The following is a 21,786-nucleotide window of genomic DNA, read 5'->3' as shown; positions in this document are numbered from 1 at the left end:
GAACTTGCACTGTTGGCGTTGCTCGCCATTCTTTCCCTGGTGTTGTCGTGTTGGCTGGCGCGCTACCCGCGGAAAACGAGCGTTGGAATAACGCTTGGGGTGTTGCTTGGAGTTTTCCTGACCAATCTCGCAGTAGGTATTGTCGCCTTTCTGGCAAGTGTCCTCCCCTTGGGGCAGATCGATTTCTGGTTCGCAAGTTCCTTGACCGGAATTCTTCGGTAGGCGACCTCTGATCTGGCGGAGCCGTCGGGAAGTGCACAAAGAAAAAGGGCGGACAACATGCTGTCCGCCCTGTCTTCATTCCGTCAGCCAGGCCCTCAGGAGGCTATGGCCTTTGGCCGGTGCTGCTGGTTTTCGTCTTCCGTCAGCAGGCCGCTGGTGCGCAGCAGCGAGGTAAAGCGTCCGCCGCGCTGGCTCAGCTCATCGAAGGTACCCTTTTCGATGATCCGGCCCTGATCGAGGAAGAGGACGAGATCGGCATCGCGGACCGTGGAAAGGCGGTGGGCGATGATGAAGGTCGTGCGGTTCTTTCTTAGTGCGTCGACAGCGGCCTTCACCCGAGCTTCCGTTTCCACGTCCAGCGCACTGGTCGCTTCGTCCAGAACCAGAATGGGGGCGTTCTTCAGGATGGCGCGGGCAATGGCGATGCGCTGGCGCTCGCCGCCGGACAGGCGGTTGCCGCGTTCACCCACCTGGGTCAGATAGCCGTTGATGCGGCTGTCGATGAAATCCGTCGCCGCTGCGGCTGCCGCTGCTTCCACCACTTCCGCATCGGTGGCCGATTCACGGCCGAGGCGGATGTTTTCGCGAATGGAGCGGTTCAGCAGGCCGGCATCCTGAAACACCGTGGCGATGGAGTTGCGGAGCGAATTTTTCGTCACCGTCGAAATATCGGTCCCATCAATCAGGATCTGGCCGGAATCGGGATCGTAGACCCGCTGCAGGAGATTGATGAGCGTGGTCTTGCCGGCACCTGTCGGCCCGACGATAGCGACTGTCTCGCCGGCCTTGGCCGTGAACGAAACGTCGTGAACGCCCTGCTTGGTGTTGGCGAAACCGAAATTGATGTTGCGGAACTCCACCGTGCCGGAGACATTCGACAATTCGCGCGCATCGCCCGGTTCTTCCCGTTCCTTGACGGAATCTTCCAGCACGAAGAAGTCCTCGAGCTTGGCGCGGGCTTCGAAAATCTGCGTCACGAATTGGCGCATCTGGTCCAGACGGCCGATCAGGAGATTGGCGAAACCGATGAAGGCGATGACATCGCCAACGCGCAACTCGCCGTTCTTCACCAGCACGGTGCCGATGACGAGGATGATCATCATCGAAACGGTGGAGGCCGTGCGGTTCAGAGCACTGGCGAAGGCCCACCAGTCGAGCACCGGATATTGCGCGCTCAGCAGCTTTTCGGTGAAAGATTTCAGCGCCTTCGTTTCGGCCTCGATGCGGTTGTAGCTGTGCAGCACCGAGACGTTGCTGATGGAATCGCTGACATGGGCAAAAACGCTGTGATAGTGTTCTTCAACCGAAGCCTGGCCGTCCTTGGTGCGGCCCATCACCCATTTGCCGATGAACCAGTAGACGATACCGAGGCCGATCAGCACGAAGCTGAGGCGCAGGTCCATGGACATAGCGGTCGGGACGAGCAGCACCAGTGCGACGAAGGTGGCCAGATGCGTGCGCATGAATTCGAGCCACAGGCCGAACAGCGTTTCGCTGGCGCGCAGCAGCGTGTGGAGGGCGTTGGATGTGCCGCGCTGATGGTGCCAGGAAAGCGGCATGGAGATGATGCGCCCGAAGGCTTCCGTCAGCAGCGAAGCGCGCCGGCCATGGGCCAGCCGGTCGGCCTCGCGGGCGACAGCCACATAAGCGACGGTGTTGAAGACACCGAACCCGGCCCAAAGAATGAGAATGGGCGTGACATTGGTGCCGGAAGAGATGGCGTCGATGATCCGGCCGAACAGCACCGGTTCGGCGATGGTGATCGCTGCAAGAATGACGTTGGCGATGACGACCACCGTCACCCGCCATTTATGTACGGTCAGATAGCGCAGAGCGCGTGTGTAAACCTGAAACAAGGTCAAATTTTCAATCCAGTCCGAGCGTCTTTTTCGAGCGGTTGTTTGTTCGGCCTCAAGGCAAGTTATTTTAGCAAGGTTGCATGAGACGGCGAAATTTGTGTAATTATCGCTCTTTCTGTCTGAATGGCGGCTTAACAGATTGACCGCGCGTGCGAACCGAAAAAAACCGAACCCGATGTTTCCCGGGGCCTGCCGTCACAAGATTTCGCATCTTCGTTTCAGGGATTGCTAACGACGATATGTTCAATCTCAACCGACCGGCGCCCGAGTAACATGACGTCATCGCGGGACCACGTCCTTCGTGTCATTCCCTTCAAGCCAAGCTCCGGACCACGTGTCTTTATGCATGATATTCTTCACTTCATCTCTGCGTGTTACCAGGCGGGAAGCGCCGACCGCGTTCGTTCCGAATTTGCAACGCTCATTCGCGAATACGGTTTCGAATATTTTCTCGTCAGCAGGCGGATGACCGGGGAGCTCGCCTCCACCGGACACATCCTTGCGCAACATCTGCCCGAAGGCTGGCTGGAGGTCTACAGGGCCAAGAAATACAATCTCGTCGATCCCGTCCGCAAGGTGATCGGCATGGTGCACAAGCCGTTTCAGTGGAAGGAAGCGCTGGAGGGTCTGCCGCGTGCGATGCATCGCAAAAGGGCGAGCGTCTTTTTCCACGATGCCGGCCGGTACGGCCTGCAGGGCGGTTACGCCTTTCCCGTACATGGCCGTGCGGGCTTCATCGGTGCGGTCTTCATCGGCGGCCAGGATCGGCAATTGCCCTCTTTGCAGGTGGAACTGCTGGATGCGGCCACGCGTGCCGTGTTCTGGCGCCTGCTCGATCTTTCCGGGCAGGCCCATGGCTTCAGCAATGCCCCTGACGTTGCCGCTCTCGAGCTTACGAGGCGCGAAATGGAGGTGCTGACGCTGATGGCGGACGGCATGACCTCCACCGAAATTGGACGCCAACTATCGATCTCCAACCACACGGTCGACTGGTATATCAACGGAATCCAGCGCCGTTTCAGCGCCAAGAACCGGCAGCATACCGTAGCGCTTGCTTTTCGCCATGGTTTGCTGAGCTAGCGCAAACAGGACAGTTCTCGCCGGAATTGCCCTTTCCAAGACCGGGTTTTGCTGCTTAATTCCGCAGTGCAGCAGAAATTTTGTTTTGGCGTGTGGGGAGACCGTCTTGAAAATATCGAAAATACTTGTTGCCAACCGATCCGAAATTGCGATCCGCGTTTTCCGGGCAGCGAACGAGCTTGGGATTAAAACCGTTGCGATTTGGGCGGAAGAGGACAAGCTGTCTTTGCACCGCTTCAAGGCGGACGAATCCTATCAGGTCGGCAGGGGGCCGCATCTCGCCAAGGATATGGGACCGATCGAGAGCTATCTTTCGATCGAGGAGGTTATTCGCGTAGCCAAGCTCTCCGGAGCGGACGCGATTCATCCCGGTTATGGCCTTCTGTCTGAAAGCCCTGAATTCGTGGAGGCCTGCAACAAGGCCGGCATCACCTTCATCGGACCGACGGCGGATACGATGCGCCAGCTCGGCAACAAGGTGGCTGCGCGCAATCTGGCGATCTCGGTCAACGTCCCCGTTGTTCCCGCTACCGATCCGCTGCCCGACGATATGGCGGAAGTGGAGCGCATGGCCGAGGAAATCGGCTATCCGGTCATGCTGAAAGCCTCCTGGGGCGGCGGCGGACGCGGCATGCGCGCCATCCGCAGACGAGAGGATCTCGCCCGCGAGGTGACGGAAGCCAAGCGCGAGGCGAAGGCTGCTTTCGGCAAGGACGAGGTCTATCTGGAAAAGCTGGTCGAGCGTGCTCGCCACGTCGAAAGCCAGATTCTCGGCGACACACACGGCAATGTCGTGCATCTGTTCGAGCGTGATTGTTCGATCCAGCGCCGCAATCAAAAGGTGGTCGAGCGTGCGCCCGCGCCCTATCTCACCGAAGCGCAGCGTCAGGAACTTGCTGCCTACTCCCTGAAGATCGCCGCCGCGACCAGTTATATCGGTGCCGGCACGGTCGAATATCTGATGGATGCCGATACCGGCAAATTCTACTTCATCGAGGTCAATCCGCGCATCCAGGTGGAGCATACCGTTACCGAAGTCGTGACCGGTATCGATATCGTCAAGGCGCAGATCCATATTCTCGAAGGCGCCGCCATCGGCACTGCGGAATCCGGCGTGCCGCGCCAGGAGGATATCCGTCTCAACGGCCATGCGCTGCAGTGCCGTATCACGACGGAAGACCCGGAACATAACTTCATTCCGGATTACGGCCGTATCACCGCCTACCGTTCCGCTTCTGGCTTCGGCATTCGTCTGGATGGCGGTACTTCCTATACCGGCGCTGTCATCACCCGCTATTACGATCCGCTGCTCGTCAAGGTAACGGCCTGGGCGCCGCAACCGGATGAGGCGATCAACCGCATGGACCGCGCGCTGCGCGAATTCCGTATCCGCGGCGTTGCGACCAACCTCACCTTCCTCGAAGCCATCATCGGTCACGACAGTTTCCGCAACAATACCTATACGACCCGCTTCATCGATTCGACGCCGGAACTGTTTGCGCAGGTCAAGCGTCAGGACCGTGCCACGAAGCTCCTGACCTATCTTGCCGACGTGACCGTCAACGGCCACCCGGAAACCAAGGGTCGCGCCAGGCCGTCCGAAAAGGCGGCAAAACCCGTCGTGCCTTATATCGATGCGCCGACGCCCGATGGCACCAAGCAGTTGCTGGACAAGCTTGGCCCGAAGGGCTTTGCGGACTGGATGCGCAATGAAAAACGTGTTCTGGTCACCGACACGACCATGCGTGACGGGCACCAGTCGCTGCTGGCCACCCGCGTTCGCACTCATGATATTGCCCGCGTCGCCAGCGTTTACGCCAAGGCGCTGCCGCAGCTTCTCTCGCTGGAATGCTGGGGCGGGGCGACGTTCGACGTTTCCATGCGCTTCCTGACGGAAGACCCATGGGAGCGTCTTGCGCTGATCCGCGAAGGCGCGCCGAACCTGCTGCTGCAGATGCTTCTGCGCGGCGCTAACGGCGTCGGATACAAGAATTATCCCGACAATGTCGTCAAATACTTCGTCCGTCAGGCCGCAAGGGGCGGGGTCGATCTTTTCCGCGTCTTCGACTGCCTGAACTGGGTGGAGAATATGCGCGTCTCGATGGATGCGATTGCCGAGGAGAACAAGCTCTGCGAGGCGACCATCTGCTATACCGGCGATCTGTTGAATTCGGCTCGTCCGAAATACGATCTCAAATATTATACCAACCTTGCCGCCGAGCTTGAAAAGGCGGGAGCTCATATCATCGCCGTCAAGGATATGGCGGGCCTGCTGAAACCGGCCGCCGCCAGGGTTCTGTTCAAGGCGCTGCGTGAGGCGACCGGTCTACCGATCCACTTCCATACCCACGATACCTCGGGCATTTCCGCCGCGACCGTTCTTGCGGCCGTGGATGCCGGTGTCGACGCCGTCGATGCTGCAATGGATGCCTTCTCCGGCAATACGTCGCAGCCATGCCTCGGCTCGATCGTGGAGGCGCTGGCGGGATCGGAACGCGATACGGGTCTTGATACCGAATGGATCCGCCGCATTTCCTTCTACTGGGAAGCTGTGCGCAACCAGTATGCCGCCTTCGAGAGCGATCTCAAGGGACCGGCCTCGGAAGTTTATCTGCACGAAATGCCGGGCGGCCAGTTCACCAACCTCAAGGAACAGGCGCGTTCGCTGGGTCTCGAAAGCCGCTGGCACGAGGTGGCGCAGGCCTATGCCGACGCCAACCGCATGTTCGGCGATATCGTCAAGGTGACGCCGTCCTCCAAGGTCGTCGGTGATATGGCGCTGATGATGGTCAGTCAGGATCTGACGGTGGCCGACGTTGAAAACCCCGATCGTGAAGTGTCTTTCCCGGAATCGGTGGTGTCGATGTTGAAGGGCGATCTTGGACAGTCGCCTGGCGGCTGGCCGGCAGCCCTGCAGAAAAAGGCGCTGAAGGGCGAAGCACCCTATACGGTTCGTCCGGGTTCGCTGCTGGAAGATGCTGATCTCGATGCCGAACGGAAGGTGATCGAGACCAAGCTGGAGCGCAAGGTCGACGATTTCGAGTTCGCGTCCTATCTGATGTATCCGAAGGTGTTCACGGATTTCGCGCTGACAGCCGAGACCTATGGCCCGGTTTCCGTGCTGCCCACCCATGCCTATTTCTACGGCATGGAGGATGGCGAGGAACTGTTTGCCGATATCGAACGCGGCAAGACGCTTGTCATCGTCAATCAGGCCTCGTCCGGCACGGATGACAAGGGCATGGTGACGGTGTTCTTCGAGATCAACGGCCAGCCGCGCCGCATCAAGGTGCCGGATCGTGCCCATGGCGCTTCCGGCTCCGCCGTGCGCCGCAAGGCCGAACCTGGCAATGCCGTTCATATCGGCGCGCCGATGCCGGGCGTGATCAGCCGCGTCTTCGTCAACCAGGGCCAGGAGGTCAAGGCCGGCGACGTGCTGCTTTCCATCGAGGCGATGAAGATGGAAACCGCGCTTCACGCCGAACGCGACGGCAAGATCGCAGAAGTTCTGGTGCGCCCCGGCGACCAGATCGATGCGAAGGATCTGTTGATCGCTTACGGGGAATAAAGCCGTATCAAATCACTGATGCAGTCTCAGACGCCCGCCTCTCCGGCGGGCGTTTTTTGTTGCGCAGCCGGAAAAACTCGAATATGCATGTTCGTGCACGTTTATTCCTGTTTATGCATGAGTTCCGATGAGCGATCATTTTGTCAGCGAGCGACAGGCGCTCATCCTTGCGCAGTTACGGCAAAGCGGCCGGGTGCTGGCGCAGGATCTCGCGCAGAATTTCGGCGTTTCCGAAGACACCGTGCGTCGCGACCTGCGTGAGATGGCAGCCCGGGGAGAATGCCTGCGGGTTTATGGTGGGGCGTTGCTTTCCGACAGCAAAACGGTGCCGCTGAAGACGCGCATTGCCGAGGATGCCGACCGCAAGGCCCTGCTGGCGCGCGCCGTTGTCCCGCTTCTCGAACCGGGCATGGTTGTCTTCATCGATGCCGGTTCCACCAATCTCGCCATTGCAAGGGCGCTTCCCGCCGGGCTCAACCTGACGGTGGTGACGAATACGCCCGCCATTGCCGCTGAACTGACGGGGCGGGCCGATATCGATCTGGTGCTGATCGGCGGCAAGGTCGATCCGGCCGTAGGTGCTGCGATCGACGCCATGGCGCTTCGGCAGCTCGAACTGATGCGGCCCGATCTCTGCATTCTCGGTGTCTGTGGCGTTGTGGCCGAGACGGGTCTGTCGGCGGATGTTTTCGAGGATGCGGTGTTCAAGCGGCTCGCCTGCAGCGCCAGCCAGCGGATTGTCGCCGCCATCACCACGGAAAAGCTCGGCCACAGGGCAGCTTTCCATGTGCATGATTTTTCTCCACCTCTTTCCCTCGTGCTGGAACAGGATGCCGACCGTGCATTCGTCGAGGCGCTGTCGGCCAAGGGCGTACAGATTTATTGCGGCGATGATGACGTCGCTCAGTTTTCTCATGGTCAAGTCTGAAGGATATTGCCGATGAATGGCCCCACGACATTTTCGCCGACAGGCATACGCTCGTCCTATCTGACGCGGCACAGGCTGGGTGTTTCCCTGCTGTTCTTGATGAACGGTTTCATGATGGGGTCATGGGCGCCCAAGATTCCGGAATTTGCGGCGCGCCTGTCCCTCAGTGAGAGCGCGCTCGGCCTGATCATTCTGGTCTTCGGCATCGGTTCGCTGGTTTTCATGCCGATTGCCGGTTCGCAGATCGCCCGTTTCGGCTCGCGTACGGTGAGCCTCGTCACTGCGGCGATCTTTTTGCCGACTCTGCTTTTCATTTCCTGGGCGGGCACGGTGTGGGCCGGGGTGATTGCGGTGTTTCTGTTCGGCGGGCTGACGGGCGCGATGGATGTCGCCATGAACGCCAATGCCGTGGCGGTGGAACGGGATATGCGCCGTGCCATCATGTCGTCGTGCCACGCCTTCTGGAGCCTTGGCGGCCTGATCGGCGCCGGTCTTGGCGGTTATCTCATCACGGCCATCGGTGTGCAGGGGCACGCCATTGCGCTGACGGTCATCGCACTCGTGCTGCTGGTCATCGCGTGGCCGCGCGTCCTCGCGGATCGTCCGCATCCGGAGGAGGAACGCCCGAAAGGCGGCCTGCCGCTGACGCCGCTGCCATGGATCATTGGCCTGATGGCGCTGTTCTCGATGATTCCTGAAGGCGCTATCCTCGACTGGGGCGCGCTTTATCTGCGCAATGAACTCGGTGCTTCGGTATCGCAGTCCGGTTTCGCCTTCGCGGCCTTCTCAATGACCATGGCGGCCATGCGTTTTGCCGGCGATCTGGTGCGTGACCGCTTCGGCGCTGTGACGACCCTGCGCTTCTGTTCGGCCATGTCGATTATCGGTCTTATGATTGCCGGTCTTGCGGGAAATTCCACTATCGCGATCATCGGCTTTGCGATTGCCGGTATCGGCATTTCCAACATGGTGCCCATTGCCTTTTCCGCCGCCGGCAACATGCCCGGACTGGCGCCCGGCATTGGTCTCTCGGTGGTCACCACCATGGGCTATTCCGGTATTCTGGTGGCGCCATCGGCCATCGGCTTTATTGCCGAACATACCGGTCTTGCCAGTGTCTTCATCGCCCTGCCGCTCTTGCATGTGGTGGTTCTGCTGCTTTCGCGGCTCGCCCGCCATGCGGATGGCGCGGGCAAGGAATAGGCGTCTCGAATTTTGCCATGATTGCGGTAAAGTAGAAGCTCTCATGCGTTGGGTGTTGACAAGCAGGCTTGCCTGTTTCACCTCAATTGCCAGACCTTGCCGCAAGCTCCAGAGACCGCCATGACGTCACATGCCGATTACGATCCCAAGCCCCGCCGCGCATCCGTCGCCGTAGACGTGGGCGGTGTCATCGTCGGTGGCGGCGCGCCCGTCGTCGTGCAGTCGATGACCAACACCGATACGGCGGATATCGACGCCACCGTGCAGCAGGTGGCGGCGCTCTTCCGGGCCGGTTCGGAAATCGTGCGCATCACCGTTGACCGCGACGAGAGCGCGGCCGCCGTGCCGAAAATCCGTGAGCGGCTGCTGCGGCTTGGGCTTGATGTGCCGCTTGTCGGCGATTTCCATTATATCGGCCACAAGCTTCTGGCTGATCATCCGGCCTGTGCCGAAGCGCTGGCGAAATACCGCATCAATCCCGGCAATGTCGGTTTCAAGGACAAGAAGGACAAGCAGTTCGGCGAGATCGTCGAAATGGCGATCCGCTACGACAAGCCGGTCCGAATCGGCGTCAACTGGGGATCGCTCGATCAGGAACTTCTGACGACGCTGATGGACAAAAACAAGGAGCAGGGTTTCCCCCTCTCCGCCCGTCAGGTCACGCGTGAGGCCATTGTTCAGTCGGCGCTGATTTCCGCCGAGCTTGCCGAAGAGATCGGCCTGCCGCGCAACCGCATCATCCTGTCGGCCAAGGTCAGCCAGGTGCAGGACCTGATCGCCGTTTATTCCATGCTGTCGGAACGTTCCGACCACGCCCTGCATCTCGGCCTCACCGAAGCGGGCATGGGCTCCAAGGGCATCGTCGCCTCGTCCGCCGCCATGGGTTACGTCTTGCAGCACGGCATCGGCGATACGATCCGCGTGTCGCTGACGCCTGAGCCGAATGGCGACCGCACCCGCGAAGTGCAGGTGGCGCAGGAACTGCTGCAGGTCATGGGTTTCCGTCAGTTCATTCCGGTCGTTGCGGCATGTCCCGGCTGCGGGCGCACAACGTCCACCGTCTTTCAGGAACTTGCCCAGAACATCCAGAACGATATTCGCAAGAACATGCCGATCTGGCGTGAGAAATATCCGGGTGTCGAGGCGCTCAATGTCGCCGTCATGGGCTGCATTGTTAATGGCCCCGGTGAAAGCAAACATGCCGATATCGGCATCTCCCTGCCCGGAACCGGCGAAAGCCCGGCAGCGCCCATCTTTATCGACGGCGAAAAGGCGCTGACCCTGCGCGGTCCCAATATCGCCGCCGATTTTGAAGCGCTTGTGATCGATTACATCGAAAAGCGTTTTGGCCGGAAAGATGCGGCGGAGTAAAGAGTACCGTGAAAAGGCCGGAATTCCACTGTCATACCTCCTGAACCTCTCGGAGCATCAAAACACATGATCAAAAAAATCGCGATCGTCGCCCTTTGCGGGACCTATCTTTCCGCCTGCACCACCACCGATCCCTATACGGGTGAGCAGAAGATGTCGAACACGGCGGGCGGCGCCGGCATCGGCGCCGTGGTCGGTGCTCTGGGTGGTCTGGCTGTCGGCGGTTCGCCGACCGGTCGCCGTAATGCCGCGCTTATCGGTGCGGGCATCGGCGCGCTCGCCGGCGGCGCCATCGGCAATTACATGGATGGCCAGGAAGCCGAGCTTCGCGCCCAGCTTCAGGGAACCGGCGTTTCGGTTACCCGCCGTGGCGACAGCATCGTTCTCAACATGCCGTCGAACATCACCTTCGCGACGGACCAGGATCAGGTCATCCCGCCATTCTATCAGACGCTCGATTCCGTCGCCATCGTGCTGAACAAGTTCAACCGCACGCTCATCGACATCAACGGCCATACCGATTCCACCGGCAGCGCCGGTTACAATCAGGGCCTTTCGGAGCGTCGTGCCGCATCGGTCGCCAATTATCTCGGCGCGCGCGGCGTCGACCAGCGCCGTATTTCGACGCTCGGCTTCGGCCCGTCGCAGCCTATCGCTTCGAATGCAACGCCGGATGGCCGCGCCCAGAACCGTCGCGTCGAAGTGCTGATTTCGCCGCTCAAGGGCTGATCGGGTAATGAAAAGCTGAGTTGAAACCGCTCAGCTTTTTCGTTCAGCGATGAATCTGGCGGCCGCGATGAGAATCGCGGCCTTTTCGCCATAAGGGGCCAGGAGTTCGCTGGCTTCCGCCACTTGCTCCCGCAGCTGGCTGCGCGCCCAGTCCTCGCCGCGCAGCGCCACAAGCGTTCCCTTGCCGCGCGCGGCATCCTTGCCGGTTGCCTTGCCCATGGTGGCGGCATCGGCCGTCAAATCCAGAAGGTCGTCGGCAAGCTGAAAGGCGAGGCCGATCTTTTCGCCGAAGAGACGCAGCCTTTGCCTCTCGGAAACATCGCTGCCGGCGATGATTGCGCCTGCTTCGCAGGCAAAACGCAGCAGTGCACCGGTTTTCATAGCCTGCAATGTAATGACGCCGGCTTCATCGGGTGCTTTCTTTTCCGCAGCGAGATCGAGCGCCTGGCCGCCGGCCATGCCGCCGATGCCCGCTGCGCGGGCAAGCGAGAGTACGAGCGCGGCCTTGCGCTCGGCCGCGAGCGGATTTTCGTCCGAGGCGATGATATCGAAGGCAAGCGTCAGCAGGCTGTCACCGGCGAGAATAGCGGTTGCCTCATCGAATTTGCGATGCACGGTCGGCTGGCCGCGGCGCAGGTCGTCATCGTCCATGGCCGGCAGATCGTCATGAACAAGCGAATAACAATGGAGGCATTCCAGTGCCGCGCCGACATAAAGGGCGGCTTCGGCATTCCCGCCCGCAAGGGCGGCACTTTCGATGACGAGGAAGGGCCGCAGGCGTTTACCGCCGTTCAGCACGCCATGGCGCATGGCGTCGAGCAGGTTTTGCGGGCGCGTGATCTCATCCGCGCGGGTTTCGCCGGAAAGCAGGCGGCCAAGCAGGGCTTCGGTTTTGGCCGCGTTTTCGCGCAGCTTCGTTTCGAAATTTGTCATCGCAGCGTCCATGCCGCGCTCTTTGGCATGCCGCGCGAATGCAGGCAAACCTTTTCGTGATTCCAGAGGTGCAACTATTTGAGCGGACTCGCCTTGAAGGCGGCAATGGACTATGAAAGGCTTCAATTGGTGCGGGGCTTTGACGAATATTGAGCAGTACGCCTGAAAGCGACGCAGATTACGCCGTGCTGGCGGAAGACCGGAGCAGTCCGAAGGTGGATTTTCGCACGTTGGCAAAGCGTATCGTCATGACCTTGCTGGCTTTGCTGATCCTGCCCTATCTGCTGATTCCGGTTTATGCGCTGCCGTTTATCCGGCCGGTCTCGACGCTGATGCTCGCCGATCTGGTGACCCTGCAGGGATATGACCGGCGCTGGGTGCCGCTTGAGGATATTTCGCCGCGCCTTGTGCAATCCGTGATGATGTCCGAGGACGGGCAATTCTGTTTCCATGGCGGTGTGGACTGGAACCAGATGCAGTCCGTGGTCAGCAATGCGCTGGACGGGGCCGCGACGCGTGGGGCGAGCACCATTCCGATGCAGACGGCCAAGAATCTGTTTTTATGGAACGGCCGCTCGTTTTTACGCAAAGGGCTGGAGTTGCCGCTGGCGATTGCTGCCGATTTCGTCTGGTCCAAAAAACGGATGATGGAGATTTATCTCAACGTTGCCGAATGGGGACCGGGCATTTATGGAATCGAGGCTGCCGCCCAGCACCATTTCAAGGTGCCGGCCGCAAAACTCAGCTCCCGTCAGGCGGCGCTGCTGGCTGTGTCATTACCCAATCCAATCGACCGCGTCGCCAGCAAGCCGGGACGCGGGTTGCAACGGCTTGCCGGCCTTATCGAACGGCGCGCCCGCGCCTCCGGCGGCTATGTCGGCTGCGTGCTGGATTGACTCTGGCGCGCCGCTTCAGCCTTTCTTGAAAATATAGTCGGTTTCCTGACGTAGGGTTTCACCCGGCCGCAGGATGGCGTGCGGAAAATCCGGGTGGTTGACGGCGTCCGGCCAAATCTGCGTTTCCAGACAGAAACCGGCAAAGGGGCCGTAGTGACGGCCATCGAGGCCGGGAACCGGAACGTCCAGTTTGAAGGCCGAATAAAACTGCACACCGGGCTCGGTGGTGTGAACCTCAAGGGCGATATCGGAGGCCGGTGAATAGGCGCGGGCGACCTTGCGTTTTGCGCGGCGCTCGGGCGACAGGCAGAAATTATGGTCGTAGAGAACCTGCTCGCCATTCTCCTTGCGCCGCATCGGTGTCGGGTGGCGCAGGTCGAAGACGGTGCCTTCGACGGAGCGGATTTCGCCCGTCGGTATCTGCTTGTCATTGGTGGGCAGGTAAAAATCAGCCGCGATGCTGATCTCATGCCCAAGTGCGGTGTCTGCGCCATCGAGATTGAAATAGGAATGCTGGCAGACATTGGCGATGGTCGGCTTGTCGGTCACCGTTTCATAGACCACCGAAAGCACGCCGCCGTCGAGGATCGTATAGGTGGCCGTGACCGTGCAATTGCCGGGATAACCGGCGCGGCCATCGGGGTCGATGATCTGCAGAACCGCATGGCTTTCGCCATGTTCCATCAGCATCCAGTTGCGCTTGCCCATGCCGTCGCTGCCGCCATGCAGGTGGGTTACACCCTTTTCATTGAGCTCCAACTGGTATTCGTGCCCGTCGATCGAGAACCGGCCATCGCCGATACGGTTGGCGTTGCGGCCGGGGGTGGCGCCGAAATAGGAAGAATATTTGTAGTCCTCGAATTTATCGAAGCCGAGAACGAGCGGCGGCTGGTGACCCTCGAGGCGCAGATCCTGAATGACCGCGCCCCAGGTGATGACCTTGGCCGTCAAACCGCCTTTCGAGATGGTGACGCGTTCGACCTTTTCGCCGGTCGCCGTGAAACCGAAATTCTCCCGCGCCGCCGCGTCGCTCATCTCGTCATTCTCCCTGATGTTGCGAATTGCCGGGCGGACGTTGCGTCATTTTCCGGCAATTCGCAATCCCGCAATTCAAAGCATGTCTCCCAAAAGTGTGCCACGGTTTTGGGAAAAAGACATGCTTAAAACAGAACGAAAGCGCGTCGCATGCGTTCGATAAAACGCGACGCGCTTTACGCGGCCAGCTGCCCGATGGCTTCGAGATCGTAGGGTGTCGTCTGGTATATCTCGTTGATCCAGTTTCCGAAAAACAGATGGGCATGGCTGCGCCAGCGGTTGAGCGGGGCAAGTTCCGGGTCGTTGTGCGGAAAATAATCATGCGGCAGCTTGATCGGCACGCCGGCATTCGCGTCACGGAAATACTCGTCCGAAAGCGATGTCGAATCATATTCGACATGGTTGAACATATAGAGCCGGTTGCCCTCTTTCTCATGCACCAGACAAACGCCCATTTCCTCGGATTCCATCAGGATTTCGAGTTTCGGATGTTTTTCGATATCTGCGCGGCGTACTTCCGTCCAGCGCGAGACCGGGACCTGGAAATCGTCCGAAAAGCCGTTCAGATAGATCGATGAGGGGCAGAGATTGCGGTGACGGTAGACCCCGAAAGCCTTTTCCTTCAGCTCGTGTTTCGGCACGCCGTGGAAATGATAGATGGCGGCCATCGCGCCCCAGCAGACATTCAGCGTTGAATGAACGTTGGTTTGCGTCCATTCGAAAATTTGTCGCATTTCGTTCCAGTAGGTCACGTCTTCATAGGCCAGCGTTTCCACGGGCGCGCCGGTAATGATGAAACCGTCGAACTTGCGGTGGCGCACTTCTTCCCACGTCTCGTAGAAGGACAGAAGATGTTCTTCCGGCGTGTTCTTGGCGCGATGGCCGCCGATCCGCACCAGCGACAGCTCCACCTGCAGCGGCGAGGCGCCGACAAGGCGCGCCATCTGGATTTCCGTCTTGATCTTGTTCGGCATGAGGTTGAGAAGCCCGATCTGGAGCGGGCGGATATCCTGCCGGATGGCCGCCGTTTCGGTCATGACCCGCACGCCCTCATGAACGAGGGTCTCAAAAGCGGGAAGCGTATCGGGAATCTTTATCGGCATGTCGAACTCTCTTTTCCGGATCACGTAAAGAACGTTGCGAAAACAAAAAAACCGGCAGCGAAATCGCGGCCGGTCCCAGGAAATTGCCTTTTTCCTCGACCCTTTAGCGACTTCTTTAAAGTGGCTGCAAGCCGGTCGGCAAATCACCACTGAGGCGTTTCATAATCCCGAAGCCGGCGAAAATCAATATAGGCCGATTTCATCGGGTTTCCGCTTTCCATTTTTGGCCGAGGTGCGATAAGGCAGGGCATGGATAAAGAGCGCTTCACCATTCTGCTTGGCGGCGATGTTACGGTGACCGATCGTCTGCAAGAGGCGGTCGCGGATAGCCGTGTGATTGCGGCCGACGGCGGCATGCGCCATGCCGGGCCGCTTGGCCTTGCGCCGGAGTTGTGGGTCGGGGATTTCGATTCCGCCAGCAAAGAGTTGCTGGAGGCCTGGCCCGATGTAGCGCGGCAGCCATACCCGGCCGCAAAGGCGGTGACGGATGGCGAGATCGCGGTATCGGAAGCTCTCTCCCGTGGAGCGCATTCGCTGGTGCTTGTCGGTGCGCTTGGAGGCGCGAGAAGCGACCATGCGCTTCAGCACCTCCTTTACGCGGTGGCGCTCGCCGAACGTGGTATCGACGTTACGCTGACCTCCGGTGAAGAAGAGGCGCGGCCGCTGCTTGCCGGTTCGCTGGATATCGATTTGCCGCCCGCCTCGCTGTTTTCGGTTGCCGGATTTACCGCCCTTGAGGGGCTCGATATCGGCAATGTGCGTTATCCGCTGAAGGATTTCGCGCTTGCTTTCGGTTCGTCCCGCACTATTTCCAATGTCGCGAATGGCGGCCCCGTGCATTTCTCGCTGAAAAGCGGAAAAGCCATCGTGCTCGCCCGCCCTTATGATCTGACCGGAGCCTGACGCCTTGGCACCCCCTATTTTGAAACTCGATGACATCAAGCTGACCTTCGGCGTGACCCCGCTGCTCGACGGCGCCAATCTCCAGGTGGAACCGGGCGACCGCATCTGCCTTGTCGGGCGCAACGGTTCCGGCAAGTCCACCCTGATGAAGATCGCCGCGGGCCTGGTCGAGGCGCAGTCGGGTGAGGTTTTCCGGCATCCGGCCGCCACCATCCGTTATCTCGAGCAGGCCCCGGATTTTGCCGGTTACGACACGGTTCAGGCCTATGCCGAAGCGGGGCTCGGACCCGGTGACGATCCCTATCGCGTCACCTATCTTCTGGAGCATCTTGGCCTCACCGGACAGGAACATCCGACGAGCCTTTCCGGCGGTGAAGCGCGACGTGCGGCCCTTGCCCGCGTCATGGCGCCCGAGCCCGATATCCTGATGCTGGACGAACCGACCAACCATCTCGATTTGCCCACCATCGAATGGCTTGAAAGCGAGTTGCAGCAGACGCGCAGCGCGCTGGTGCTGATTTCGCATGACCGGCGTTTTCTCGAAAAGGTCTCGACCTCGACCGTCTGGTTGGATCGTGGCCAGTCGCGCCGTCTCAATCGCGGTTTTGCCCATTTCGAGGAATGGCGCGACAAGGTGCTGGAAGAGGAAGAACTGGAACAGCACAAGCTCGGCAAGGCCATCGAGCGCGAAGAACACTGGATGCGCTATGGCGTGACCGCAAGGCGTAAGCGCAACATGCGCCGCGTCGGCGAGCTTCAGGCCATGCGTGCGGAATATCGCGGCCATAAGGGGCCGCAGGGCACGGTGCAGGCGACCGTCACGGAAGGGCGGGAATCCGGCAAGCTGGTTATCGAGGCCGAGGCCATCACCAAGGCTTATGGCGAGCGCGTGATCGTCGCGCCGTTTTCGCTGCGCGTCCATCGCGGCGATTGCATCGGTTTCGTCGGCCCGAATGGCGCCGGTAAAACCACGCTTCTGAAGATGCTCACCGGCCAGCTGGAGCCCGATAGCGGCTCGGTGAAGCTCGGCACCAATCTGGAGATTGCGACGCTCGACCAGAAACGCGAGGATCTCAATCCCAACGATACGCTCGCGCATTATCTGACCGATGGTCGTGGTGAAAATCTGCTGGTCAACGGCGAATTGAAGCATGTGACGGGCTATATGAAAGACTTTCTGTTCCAGCCGGAACAGGCCCGCACGCCGATCCGCAACCTTTCCGGGGGCGAGCGCGCGCGCCTTATTCTGGCGCGCATTCTGGCGCGGCCGACCAATCTTCTGATCCTCGACGAGCCGACCAACGATCTGGATATCGAAACGCTCGATCTGTTGCAGGAAATCGTTGCGGGCTTTTCCGGCACCGTTATCCTCGTCAGCCACGACCGCGATTTCCTCGACCGCACCGTCACCTCCACCATCGCGCCCGTCAATCCGGATGAGCCGGACGGACGATGGATCGAATATGCCGGTGGCTACTCGGACATGATGGCGCAGCGCAAGGGCGCGGCGGAAGAAAAACGCAAGGCTGAGAAACAGGAAAAGGCGAAGGCCGCACCTTCGGCCTCTGCATCGCAGGATCCTTCAAAGGCCAAGGGCAAGCTTTCCTTCAAGCAGAAATTCGCGCTCGAAAATCTTCCGAAGGAGATGGAAAAGGCGCAAGGCGAAATCGCAAAACGCGAGCAGCGCATGGCCGATCCGGAACTTTTCACAAAGGACCCGGCGGCCTTCAACACGCTGGCGCAGGAGATGTCAAAGCTGCGCGACAAGCTGGAGGCCATGGAAGAAGAATGGCTGGAACTGGAGATGCTGCGCGAGGAACTGGAGGGCTGAAGGCAATCAGTTCCCCGTTTGACCGGTCCTCCTTCGGCCTTTGACAGAAAAGCAGAATTGCCGTTCTATGCCGGCGTTCGTTTGGAGGAGTTGTGAAAATGCGCATGATTTTCGTCAATCTGCCGGTCAAGAATATCGAGACATCAAGGAACTTCTTCACTGCTCTCGGTTTCAGCTTCAACCCGGAATATTCGGATGACCGCACGCTCTGCATGATCGTGGAAGAGAATATCTTCGTGATGCTTCTCCAGGAGGGACGTTTCCGCGATTTCATCAACGGCGACATTGCCGACGCGACGCGAACCACCGAGGTTCTGACCTGTCTTTCCGCCGGAAGCAGGGAGGAAATCGACCGGATGATCGCCACGGCGCTTGCCTCCGGCGGCAGCGGCTGGAAGCCTGTTCAGGACCATGGCTTCATGTATGCCGGCAGCTTTCAGGATCCCGACGGGCACGTCTGGGAACTGGTGCATATGACGGAACAGGGCTGACCTCGGCCATCTTGCCAATCAGGGACGGCGGGACTACACCATCATCTTGATCTAACGGGGTGTCTTTTGCGCTTGGGTGCAAAAGGCTGAGAGGCTTGCCAACCCGAAGAACCTGATCCGGTTCATACCGGCGGAGGGATTAGACGGCTTTAACGCAGGCGGCTATTTCCCTATCGTTTTTTTGAGGAGATACCCGTGCGCCGTCGTCTTTTCCTGAATTCCCTCGTTGCCGCCTCGCTGTTTCTGCCCGGTCTTGCCGTCGCACAGGATAGACAGGAGCTGACCGTCTACACCTATGAGAGCTTCGTTTCCGAATGGGGTCCCGGTCCCAAGGTGAAGGAGGCCTTCGAGAAGGTTTGCAATTGCACGGTCAATTTCGTCGGCGTGGCCGATGGCGTGGCGCTGCTCAATCGTCTGAAGCTTGAAGGGGCGGGGTCCAAGGCGGATGTCGTCGTCGGTCTCGACACCAATCTTGTCGCGGAAGCAAAACAGACCGGTCTGTTCGATGTCAGCGGCATCGATGCATCGGCGGCCAAGGTGCCGGGCGGCTACACGGACGATGTTTTCGTTCCCTATGATTACGGTCATTTCGCTGTCATCTATGATACGCAGACGGTGAAAAACCCGCCGGCGAGCCTGAAAGACCTCGTGGAAGGCGACGCGTCGCAGAAAATCGTCATTCAGGATCCGCGCACCTCCACGCCGGGGCTTGGCCTGCTGCTATGGGTGAAATCGGTTTACGGCGACAAGGCCCCGGAGGCCTGGGAAAAGCTCAGGAAGCGCATTCTCACCGTTACGCCGGGCTGGTCGGAATCCTATGGCCTCTTCACCAAGGGTGAGGTGCCGATGGTGCTCTCCTACACCACCTCGCCCGCCTATCACATGGTCGCTGAAAAAACGGATCGTTATCAGGCCGCCGCCTTTTCCGAAGGGCATTACATCCAGATCGAGGTTTCCGGTCTCCTTAAAAACGCGCCGCACAAGGAGCTGGCAAAGCAGTTCCTCGCTTTCACGCTGACATCCGGTTTTCAGGATGCCATTCCGGAAAACAACTGGATGATGCCGGTCGCGGCGACCTCCAAGCCCTTGCCGGAGGCGTTTTCAAAACTCGTGGTGCCGCAGAAGACTTTCCTGATGGATCCGGAAGAGGTGGCGAAGAACCGCAAGGCATGGATCGATGAATGGCTTGCCGCCATGAGCATGAATTGAGGAAGAGGCACACCCGCGCATGATGCTGCGTCGCGATTACCGGCGGTCGATCATTTTCGGAACGGCGGCTTTTGCCGCCGTTTTCCTGTTCATGGCGCTCGCGGTTGCGGCTCTCCTGTCTTTTGATGCCGGCGCGTCCGCTGCCGGCATCATGGATGCCTATACGCTGCGCATCCTGCGTTTCACGCTTTATCAGGCAACGCTTTCCACCCTTCTTTCCATTGTTCTCGGCCTGCCGGTGGCGCTGGCGCTTTGCCGTCGGCGCGAGTTTCCGGGAAGGATCTGGATCATCAGGCTGATGGCGGTGCCGATGGGTCTGCCGGTGATCGTCGGCGCCTTCGGTATCATCACCATCTGGGGCAGGCAGGGCGTTTTGAATTCGGCACTCGTTTTTGCCGGGGCGGATGAGCCTTTCAGCATTTACGGCCTGTCCGGCATCCTCATTGCCCATGTGTTTTTCAATCTTCCGCTTTCGGTGCGGCTGATGCTGGCCGGGCTGGAGCGCATTCCGGGCGAATATTGGCGCATGGCGGCGAGCCTCGGCATGGGGCCGGTTTCGATTTTTCGGTTTATCGAATGGCCGGCGGTCGCGCGTCTCGTTCCCGGCATTGCCGGGCTTGTCTTCATGCTGTGCGCCACCAGCTTCACGCTCGTTCTTCTGTTGGGCGGCGGGCCCGCGGCAACGACGCTGGAGGTGGCGATCTATCAGGCGCTGCGGTTCGATTTCGATCCGCAGCGGGCGATTGCGCTTTCGGTTTTGCAAATTGCCCTCACCGCAATCCTGCTTGGCCTTCTTGCCTTTTTGCCGTCGCCTGAAGCGGAAATTCCCTCGCTTGGTCGTTCCCTTCGCCGTTTCGACGGAAAGGGCATCGGTGCCCGCCTCTGGGATGGCGCGGCAATCGTGTTCGCTGTTCTGCTGATCGGCCTGCCGCTTGTCGCCATAGCAGTCTCAGGTTTGAGGGCCGATCTGCCGCGCCTTCTGTCCGCGCCGATTTTCCTGCGCGCGGCGGTGACCAGTCTTGCAATCGCCGCACTGTCCGCAGCCCTTGTCGTGCTTTGCTGCATGGCGATCATCGGCGCGCGCCAGGCGATAGGCTCCAGACGGCAGGCGGGGCAACCCCTGCGCTTCCTCGCCGCCATGCTGGGGGCAGGGTCTTCGCTGGCGCTCTTGGTGCCGCCTGTCGTGTTGGGAAGCGGGTGGTTCCTGTTATTGCGGGTTTTCGGCGATGTCAGCTTCTACGCACCCGTTCTCGTGGGGCTCATCAATATGCTGATGGCTTTGCCGCTTGCCATGCGGGTACTGGAACCGGCCTTCACCAGTCATTTTTTACGCACCGGCCGGCTTTCCGCCAGTCTCGGGCTTCAGGGTTTCGCGCGGCTGCGGTTTGCCGATCTGCCGGTTCTGTGGCGGTCGCTGGCTATGGCGTTTTCATTCGCCATGGCCCTGTCGCTCGGCGATTTAGGCGCGGTTGCCCTGTTCGGCTCGGAAAATTTCGTCACCCTGCCGTGGCTGGTCTATAGCAATATGGGCAGCTACCGCACCAATGATGCCGCCGGTTATGCCTTCCTTCTCGGCATCGTCTGCCTGCTGCTTGCCGCAGGCGGCGTTTCACGGCAGTCCCAATCAGCAAGGGCGAGCATATGACAGGCGATGATTTTGCCGTTGAACTGGACAAGGTCAGGCTACGGCTTGGAACACAGGATTTCGAACTTGATTGTTCGTTCCCTAAGGGGCAGATAACCGCCGTTGTCGGGGCATCCGGCTCGGGAAAATCCACGCTTCTCAATCTCGTCGCCGGTTTCGAGGAACCGGATTCCGGGCGCGTGATGATCGGCGGGCAGGACATGACCGCGCTTGATCCTTCGGAAAGACCGGTCTCATCAATCTTTCAGGATAATAATCTTTTCGCCCATCTCGATATCTTCATCAATGTCGCTCTCGGTGTCAGCCCCGGGCTGAAATTGCGGGTGGAAGACCGGCAAGAGATTGAGATGGCCCTCGTCCGTGTCGGTCTTGCGGGTTTCGACAAACGCTTGCCGGGCACGCTTTCCGGTGGAGAAAGACAGAGGGCGGCGCTGGCGCGCGCGCTGGTCAGGAAAAAACCTGTCATGTTGCTCGACGAACCTTTTGCAGCACTCGATCCGGGATTGCGGGCGGGCATGACCTCCCTGCTTCTCGACTTGCACGCCGAAACAAAAAACACGGTGATTATTGTCACCCACCATCCCGAAGACATAAAGAAGCTGGCGCAGCGGGTGGTGTTTCTTGAACGCGGCCGTGTTGTCTATACCGGTTCGACCGCAGATTTCTTCGCCACACAAAATGTGAAGGCGGTCGACAGTTTTCTGAACGGGTGATCGCCTTATTTTCGACGCGTGCCGCTGGCAATCGCTTTAGATGACTTCAATGGCGCTAATTTGCACT

17 protein-coding genes and 2 riboswitches are annotated in these 21,786 nt (G+C 59.7%); of the genes, 13 read left to right on the top strand and 4 right to left on the bottom strand.

From position 1 onward, the window contains the following. Positions 1–317: 317 nt before the first annotated feature. Complete coding sequence (locus ACQZ60_RS21900; protein WP_448736120.1) at positions 318–2,084, bottom strand: glucan ABC transporter ATP-binding protein/ permease; 1,767 nt, start codon at positions 2,082–2,084, stop codon at positions 318–320. 339 nt (positions 2,085–2,423) lie between these two features. Between ACQZ60_RS21900 and ACQZ60_RS21895 the strand changes: the two genes are divergently transcribed. From ACQZ60_RS21895 to ACQZ60_RS21870, 6 genes are all read left to right on the top strand, one after another. Beyond that, complete coding sequence (locus tag ACQZ60_RS21895; protein WP_035265197.1) at positions 2,424–3,161, top strand: helix-turn-helix transcriptional regulator; 738 nt, start codon at positions 2,424–2,426, stop codon at positions 3,159–3,161. A gap of 106 nt (positions 3,162–3,267) precedes the next feature. Beyond that, positions 3,268–6,729 (top strand): pyruvate carboxylase, encoded by a 3,462-nt coding sequence (pyc, locus tag ACQZ60_RS21890; RefSeq protein ID WP_196378335.1) that lies wholly within the window; start codon positions 3,268–3,270, stop codon positions 6,727–6,729. A 127-nt stretch (positions 6,730–6,856) separates the two neighbouring features. Next, complete coding sequence (locus ACQZ60_RS21885) at positions 6,857–7,657, top strand: DeoR/GlpR family DNA-binding transcription regulator (protein WP_448736119.1); 801 nt, start codon at positions 6,857–6,859, stop codon at positions 7,655–7,657. Between the two features lie 12 nt (positions 7,658–7,669). After that, positions 7,670–8,860 (top strand): MFS transporter, encoded by a 1,191-nt coding sequence (locus ACQZ60_RS21880; RefSeq protein WP_020810992.1) that lies wholly within the window; start codon positions 7,670–7,672, stop codon positions 8,858–8,860. 120 nt (positions 8,861–8,980) lie between these two features. Then, the gene (ispG, locus tag ACQZ60_RS21875; RefSeq protein ID WP_448736118.1) at positions 8,981–10,231 is read left to right on the top strand and encodes a flavodoxin-dependent (E)-4-hydroxy-3-methylbut-2-enyl-diphosphate synthase; all 1,251 of its coding nucleotides are present in this window, start codon (positions 8,981–8,983) and stop codon (positions 10,229–10,231) included. Positions 10,232–10,297: 66 nt separating this feature from the next. Continuing rightward, positions 10,298–10,960 (top strand): OmpA family protein, encoded by a 663-nt coding sequence (locus tag ACQZ60_RS21870; protein ID WP_003520323.1) that lies wholly within the window; start codon positions 10,298–10,300, stop codon positions 10,958–10,960. A 30-nt stretch (positions 10,961–10,990) separates the two neighbouring features. Here the strand turns inward: ACQZ60_RS21870 and ACQZ60_RS21865 are convergent, their stop codons facing one another. Continuing rightward, on the bottom strand, positions 10,991–11,905 hold the full coding sequence (locus ACQZ60_RS21865; RefSeq protein ID WP_003520324.1) for a polyprenyl synthetase family protein: 915 nt from the start codon (positions 11,903–11,905) through the stop codon (positions 10,991–10,993). A 236-nt stretch (positions 11,906–12,141) separates the two neighbouring features. Between ACQZ60_RS21865 and mtgA the strand changes: the two genes are divergently transcribed. Continuing rightward, a complete protein-coding gene (gene mtgA / locus ACQZ60_RS21860; protein ID WP_211393980.1) occupies positions 12,142–12,789 on the top strand; it encodes a monofunctional biosynthetic peptidoglycan transglycosylase in 648 nt (215 codons plus the stop codon). A 15-nt stretch (positions 12,790–12,804) separates the two neighbouring features. Here mtgA and ACQZ60_RS21855 read toward each other — a convergent pair whose 3' ends face one another. Both ACQZ60_RS21855 and metA read right to left on the bottom strand, forming a co-directional pair. Next, positions 12,805–13,824, bottom strand: coding sequence for an aldose epimerase family protein (locus tag ACQZ60_RS21855; RefSeq protein WP_448732637.1), 1,020 nt, complete (start codon positions 13,822–13,824; stop codon positions 12,805–12,807). A 176-nt stretch (positions 13,825–14,000) separates the two neighbouring features. Beyond that, positions 14,001–14,927 carry a homoserine O-acetyltransferase MetA gene (gene metA, locus ACQZ60_RS21850; RefSeq protein WP_003520328.1) on the bottom strand — a complete coding sequence of 309 codons (927 nt, stop codon included), beginning with the start codon at positions 14,925–14,927 and terminating at the stop codon, positions 14,001–14,003. 83 nt (positions 14,928–15,010) lie between these two features. Continuing rightward, a riboswitch (SAM riboswitch) is annotated at positions 15,011–15,087 on the bottom strand. An 89-nt stretch (positions 15,088–15,176) separates the two neighbouring features. Between metA and ACQZ60_RS21845 the strand changes: the two genes are divergently transcribed. The 6 genes from ACQZ60_RS21845 to ACQZ60_RS21820 all read left to right on the top strand — a co-directional run bounded on the left by ACQZ60_RS21845 (position 15,177) and on the right by ACQZ60_RS21820 (position 21,719). Continuing rightward, a complete protein-coding gene (locus ACQZ60_RS21845; RefSeq protein ID WP_003520329.1) occupies positions 15,177–15,830 on the top strand; it encodes a thiamine diphosphokinase in 654 nt (217 codons plus the stop codon). Positions 15,831–15,834: 4 nt separating this feature from the next. Continuing rightward, positions 15,835–17,661 (top strand): ABC-F family ATP-binding cassette domain-containing protein, encoded by a 1,827-nt coding sequence (locus tag ACQZ60_RS21840; protein ID WP_448736117.1) that lies wholly within the window; start codon positions 15,835–15,837, stop codon positions 17,659–17,661. 98 nt (positions 17,662–17,759) lie between these two features. Beyond that, entirely contained in the window at positions 17,760–18,152 is a 393-nt protein-coding gene (locus ACQZ60_RS21835) for a VOC family protein (RefSeq protein WP_003520331.1), read from the top strand. Positions 18,153–18,197: 45 nt separating this feature from the next. After that, a riboswitch (TPP riboswitch) is annotated at positions 18,198–18,308 on the top strand. Between the two features lie 39 nt (positions 18,309–18,347). Further along, positions 18,348–19,361 carry a thiamine ABC transporter substrate binding subunit gene (gene thiB, locus ACQZ60_RS21830; RefSeq protein ID WP_448736116.1) on the top strand — a complete coding sequence of 338 codons (1,014 nt, stop codon included), beginning with the start codon at positions 18,348–18,350 and terminating at the stop codon, positions 19,359–19,361. A 19-nt stretch (positions 19,362–19,380) separates the two neighbouring features. Continuing rightward, complete coding sequence (gene thiP / locus ACQZ60_RS21825; RefSeq protein WP_448736115.1) at positions 19,381–21,006, top strand: thiamine/thiamine pyrophosphate ABC transporter permease ThiP; 1,626 nt, start codon at positions 19,381–19,383, stop codon at positions 21,004–21,006. After that, positions 21,003–21,719 carry an ATP-binding cassette domain-containing protein gene (locus tag ACQZ60_RS21820; RefSeq protein ID WP_175281121.1) on the top strand — a complete coding sequence of 239 codons (717 nt, stop codon included), beginning with the start codon at positions 21,003–21,005 and terminating at the stop codon, positions 21,717–21,719. The genes thiP and ACQZ60_RS21820 overlap by 4 nt, the downstream gene beginning before the upstream one ends. Positions 21,720–21,786: the final 67 nt, after the last annotated feature.

The sequence above is a fragment of the Agrobacterium sp. 22-223-1 genome (genome assembly GCF_053522385.1).
Note: the sequence above shows the minus strand (reverse complement) of the source record. Positions and strands in the feature narration are given on the sequence as shown.

Bases quoted from the DNA above. Each gene is read 5' to 3' on its own strand.
- ACQZ60_RS21895 (WP_035265197.1), top strand. From the start codon at position 2,424: ATGCATGATATTCTTCACTTCATCTCTGCGTGTTACCAGGCGGGAAGC.
- ACQZ60_RS21885 (WP_448736119.1), top strand. From the start codon at position 6,857: ATGAGCGATCATTTTGTCAGCGAGCGACAGGCGCTCATCCTTGCGCAG.
- ACQZ60_RS21880 (WP_020810992.1), top strand. From the start codon at position 7,670: ATGAATGGCCCCACGACATTTTCGCCGACAGGCATACGCTCGTCCTAT.
- ispG (WP_448736118.1), top strand. From the start codon at position 8,981: ATGACGTCACATGCCGATTACGATCCCAAGCCCCGCCGCGCATCCGTC.
- ACQZ60_RS21870 (WP_003520323.1), top strand. From the start codon at position 10,298: ATGATCAAAAAAATCGCGATCGTCGCCCTTTGCGGGACCTATCTTTCC.
- ACQZ60_RS21865 (WP_003520324.1), bottom strand. From the start codon at position 11,905: ATGGACGCTGCGATGACAAATTTCGAAACGAAGCTGCGCGAAAACGCG.
- mtgA (WP_211393980.1), top strand. From the start codon at position 12,142: ATGACCTTGCTGGCTTTGCTGATCCTGCCCTATCTGCTGATTCCGGTT.
- ACQZ60_RS21855 (WP_448732637.1), bottom strand. From the start codon at position 13,824: ATGAGCGACGCGGCGGCGCGGGAGAATTTCGGTTTCACGGCGACCGGC.
- metA (WP_003520328.1), bottom strand. From the start codon at position 14,927: ATGCCGATAAAGATTCCCGATACGCTTCCCGCTTTTGAGACCCTCGTT.
- ACQZ60_RS21845 (WP_003520329.1), top strand. From the start codon at position 15,177: ATGGATAAAGAGCGCTTCACCATTCTGCTTGGCGGCGATGTTACGGTG.
- ACQZ60_RS21835 (WP_003520331.1), top strand. From the start codon at position 17,760: ATGCGCATGATTTTCGTCAATCTGCCGGTCAAGAATATCGAGACATCA.
- thiP (WP_448736115.1), top strand. From the start codon at position 19,381: ATGATGCTGCGTCGCGATTACCGGCGGTCGATCATTTTCGGAACGGCG.
- ACQZ60_RS21820 (WP_175281121.1), top strand. From the start codon at position 21,003: ATGACAGGCGATGATTTTGCCGTTGAACTGGACAAGGTCAGGCTACGG.